The following is a 970-nucleotide window of genomic DNA, read 5'->3' on the forward strand; positions in this document are numbered from 1 at the left end:
GGGTATGTGTCCCGGCTTGATAAATAAGGAGTAATCGGCTTGCGAGCAAGCCGGCGGGTGTTCGGTGTCCACCCACCTGGCCCTTGTCAGGGGCTGGGCTGGTTGAGCCATGCGTGGCACTGTCGGGAATAGTGCTCGCCGGAAAAACGGAACAGTGTTGAGAGGGTTCAGGGCTGTATGGGCACTGAAAACACTGTGGATTCGGGCTCTGGGAAGCGCCGCAATTGAGAAGGAAACCTGTTGGGAAAAGGCCTCGATGAAAAAAGCTGATGCTTTACCGAAGCTCTTATTGTAACCGCCCAGCGGAAATCACGCTTTTTACCTGATACGGCCATCACAAACCGCTCTTTCTTAGCAAGCAGGGCCGCGGAACCGGCTTTGCCGGGCCGCAGGCGCAGCGGCCCCCTCGGGGGGCAGGAAGCTACACGCAGTGAGCGACCGTGGGGGCCATATTCACCCCTCAAACTGCGGGTGCAGTTGCCGGATCCGGTTCATGGCCATACCTGCGGCGGCGGTGCGGGTTTCGACGCCCAGCTTGGCATACACCCGTTCCAGGTGCTTTTTGACCGTGGCTGGGCTGGAACCCAGGATGTCTCCAATGTCGCGATTGGTTTTTCCCTTGACCACCCAATACAGCACTTCAGCTTCTCGGGCGGTGAGCTTGAAGCTCAGGCTCATGGCTTCCACCACGGCGTCGTCGGAAATTTCGCGCATGACGATCAGCCAGTCACCGCCGCGGTCGCCGTCGCCGGTCTGCTGGTGCAGCCGGAAGGTCAGGCGCCGCGGACCAAGCTCCACCGCCAGGCGCGGCGGCTCAACCTGGCGCTCTGCCTCCGCCATGTGGCGGCGCAGCCAGTTGAGTACAGGTTCGGGCGTTTGCGGCGCGGACGTGCCGTAGTAGCGCATGAGCAGGTCGCGCGCCAGCGGCGTTTGCCAGATCAATTTCCCGTCGGCCTCGCCGCCCATGCGC

The 970-nt window shown here is 62.0% G+C and carries 1 protein-coding gene; it reads right to left on the reverse strand.

Annotated elements, in window-relative coordinates:
• Positions 1 to 453: 453 nt before the first annotated feature.
• Positions 454 to 970 (reverse strand): response regulator transcription factor (locus AC1DWI_RS24455; RefSeq protein WP_477726083.1); only part of this gene is annotated, 517 nt, incomplete at its 5' end.

The organism is Polaromonas sp. P3_C2 (genome assembly GCF_056402675.1).